Origin of the sequence: Arthrobacter sp. lap29 (assembly GCF_032458965.1) — a bacterium.
Taxonomy (GTDB): Bacteria; Actinomycetota; Actinomycetes; order Actinomycetales; family Micrococcaceae; genus Specibacter; species Specibacter psychrochitiniphilus.
The window spans coordinates 1-3,792 of record NZ_JAUCEK010000022.1 but is presented as its reverse complement, the minus strand read 5'-3'; the positions used below and the strand labels follow the sequence as shown (position 1 = coordinate 3,792).

2 rRNA genes are annotated in these 3,792 nt (G+C 52.7%); both read left to right on the top strand.

From position 1 onward, the window contains the following. The first annotated feature begins 226 nt into the window (after positions 1–226). Positions 227–3,394: ribosomal RNA gene (locus RY113_RS18220) — 23S ribosomal RNA — on the top strand. Positions 3,395–3,611: 217 nt separating this feature from the next. Continuing rightward, positions 3,612–3,728 (top strand): 5S ribosomal RNA (gene rrf, locus RY113_RS18215). The last annotated feature ends 64 nt before the right edge of the window (positions 3,729–3,792 follow it).

Here is a 3,792-nt window from a genome sequence, read left to right as displayed (position 1 = left end):
CTCTCTGGTGGTGGGGTGTGTGGTGGGGTTGTTGTTTGAGAACTACATAGTGAACGCGAGCATCTTTTATAAGAAAGCAATTTCTTTGAGAATATGATATAAAACCTGGATCTGTTGCTGACCTTTTGGGGTTGGTGGCTAGTTTTCATGGTTTTCTCGATAATCAAGAAGTATAAATCATGGTGCATCCTTTTGAGGGTGTGTTGTGTTTGACCCGCATGTGTGTGGTCAAGTTTTTAAGGGCACACGGTGGATGCCTTGGCATTAGGAGCCGAAGAAGGACGTAGGAATCTGCGATAAGCCTCGGGGAGTTGATAACCAAACTTTGATCCGAGGGTGTCCGAATGGGGGAACCCCGCTACCCGGTGTAAGCCGAGGTGGTGACCTGCACCTGAATATATAGGGTGTGTGGAGGGAACGTGGGGAAGTGAAACATCTCAGTACCCACAGGAAGAGAAAACAATAGTGATTCCGTTAGTAGTGGCGAGCGAACGCGGATCAGGCTAAACCGTGTCATGTGTGATAGCCGGCGGGCGTTGCATGGTGCGGGGTTGTGGGACTTACCGATCTAGTTCTGCCGGACTAGGAAGGGGAATGGTGCATGTATAGGTGAACGGTTTTGAATGGCCGACCGTAGAGGGTGAGAGTCCCGTAACTGAAATGCAGTGCACTCCCTGGTGAGTATCCCAAGTAGCACGGGGCCCGAGAAATCCCGTGTGAATCTGTCAGGACCACCTGATAAGCCTAAATACTACCTAATGACCGATAGCGGACAAGTACCGTGAGGGAAAGGTGAAAAGTACCCCGGGAGGGGAGTGAAATAGTACCTGAAACCGTGTGCTTACAATCCGTCAGAGCAAGCGTGCCCCTTTGGGGGTAGTTGTTCTTGTGATGGCGTGCCTTTTGAAGAATGAGCCTGCGAGTTAGTGTTACGTCGCGAGGTTAACCCGTGTGGGGAAGCCGTAGCGAAAGCGAGTCTGAATAGGGCGAGTTTAGTGGCGTGATCTAGACCCGAAGCGAAGTGATCTACCCATGGCCAGGTTGAAGCGCGTGTAAGAGCGCGTGGAGGACCGAACCCACTTCAGTTGAAAATGGAGGGGATGAGCTGTGGGTAGGGGTGAAAGGCCAATCAAACTTCGTGATAGCTGGTTCTCCCCGAAATGCATTTAGGTGCAGCGTTGCGTGTTTCTTACTGGAGGTAGAGCTACTGGATGGCTAATGGGCCCTACAAGGTTACTGACGTCAGCCAAACTCCGAATGCCGGTAAGTCAGAGCGTAGCAGTGAGACTGTGGGGGATAAGCTTCATAGTCGAGAGGGAAACAGCCCAGACCACCAACTAAGGCCCCTAAGCGTGTGCTAAGTGGGAAAGGATGTGGGATTGCTTAGACAACCAGGAGGTTGGCTTAGAAGCAGCCATCCTTAAAAGAGTGCGTAATAGCTCACTGGTCAAGTGATTCCGCGCCGACAATGTAGCGGGGCTCAAGTACACCGCCGAAGTTGTGGATTTCAAACATTACCCTAACAAGACCTGTTCTTGTTCAGGGGTTTGGAGTGGTAGGGGAGCGTCGTGTAGGCATTGAAGCCGCAGTGTGAACTAGCGGTGGAGCCTACACGAGTGAGAATGCAGGCATGAGTAGCGAAAGACGGGTGAGAAACCCGTCCGCCGAATGATCAAGGGTTCCAGGGTCAAGCTAATCTGCCCTGGGTAAGTCGGGACCTAAGGCGAGGCCGACAGGCGTAGTCGATGGACAACGGGTTGATATTCCCGTACCGGTGAAGAACCGCCAATATTGAACCAGTGATACTAACCACCCAAAACACCACTGCGTGTCCTTCGGGACCAGGGTGTGTGTGGAGCGTGGGACCTGAACTGGGGAGGTAAACGTATTAACAGGTGTGACGCAGGAAGGTAGCCGAGCCGGGCGATGGTAGTCCCGGTCTAAGGACGTAGGAAACACGATAGGCAAATCCGTTGTGTTGTCTTCAATGACGATTCTGAGATCTGATGGGACCCCCTTACGGGGGAATTCGGTGATCCTATGCTGCCTAGAAAAGCATCGACGTGAGGTTCTAACTGCCCGTACCCCAAACCGACACAGGTGATCAGGTAGAGAATACTAAGGCGATCGAGAGAATTATGGTTAAGGAACTCGGCAAAATGCCCCCGTAACTTCGGGAGAAGGGGGGCCTGCCTCGTGAAGGACACTAGCTGTCCGTGAGCGAGTGTGGGCCGCAGAGACCAGGGGGAAGCGACTGTTTACTAAAAACACAGGTCCGTGCGAAGTCGCAAGACGATGTATACGGACTGACTCCTGCCCGGTGCTGGAAGGTTAAGAGGACCGGTTAGCACACTTGTGTGCGAAGCTGAGAATTTAAGCCCCAGTAAACGGCGGTGGTAACTATAACCATCCTAAGGTAGCGAAATTCCTTGTCGGGTAAGTTCCGACCTGCACGAATGGAGTAACGACTTCCCCGCTGTCTCAACCATAAACTCGGCGAAATTGCAGTACGAGTAAAGATGCTCGTTACGCGCAGCAGGACGGAAAGACCCCGAGACCTTTACTATAGTTTGGTATTGGTGTTCGGAGTGGCTTGTGTAGGATAGGTGGGAGACTGTGAAACCGCAACGCTAGTTGTGGTGGAGTCATCGTTGAAATACCACTCTGGTCACTTTGGACATCTAACTTCGGCCCGTAATCCGGGTCAGGGACAGTGCCTGATGGGTAGTTTAACTGGGGCGGTTGCCTCCTAAAAAGTAACGGAGGCGCCCAAAGGTTCCCTCAGCCTGGTTGGCAATCAGGTTTCGAGTGTAAGTGCACAAGGGAGCTTGACTGTGAGAGGGACACCTCGAGCAGGGACGAAAGTCGGGACTAGTGATCCGGCGGCACATTGTGGAATGGCCGTCGCTCAACGGATAAAAGGTACCTCGGGGATAACAGGCTGATCTTGCCCAAGAGTCCATATCGACGGCATGGTTTGGCACCTCGATGTCGGCTCGTCGCATCCTGGGGCTGGAGTAGGTCCCAAGGGTTGGGCTGTTCGCCCATTAAAGCGGTACGCGAGCTGGGTTTAGAACGTCGTGAGACAGTTCGGTCCCTATCCGCTGCGCGCGCAGGAAATTTGAGAAGAGCTGTCCTTAGTACGAGAGGACCGGGACGGACGAACCTCTGGTGTGTCAGTTGTACTGCCAAGTGCATCGCTGATTAGCTACGTTCGGAAGGGATAACCGCTGAAAGCATCTAAGCGGGAAGCCCACTTCAAGATGAGATTTCCATACACAGTTATGTGTGAGAGGCCCCCAGCTAGACCACTGGGTTGATAGGCCGGACGTGGAAGCGAGGACTAAAGACTCGTGAAGCTGACCGGTACTAATAGGCCGATAACTTACACCACACACACTCTTATAAACATAAGATCTGCTCGCGTTCACTATGTGGTTCCCAACCAACAAACCCACCCGGTTTACTGGCATGGAAACCAACCATGATTTTACTAACAAACACGGACCCCGGTCCGTAACCCTTAGTAAAAACATGTACAATAAAATACTGTTGTTCATCACAAGAACACCCAACAAGCCACCCACCCATCACAGGGTCGGGGAACGAGTTACGGTGGTCATAGCGTGGGGGAAACGCCCGGTCCCATTCCGAACCCGGAAGCTAAGACCCACAGCGCCGATGGTACTGCATTCGTGAGGATGTGGGAGAGTAGGACACCGCCGGACAACACCAAAAAGGGTAGAGGCCCCACACCACCAGGTGCGGGGCCTCCCCACCTTTAACACCACC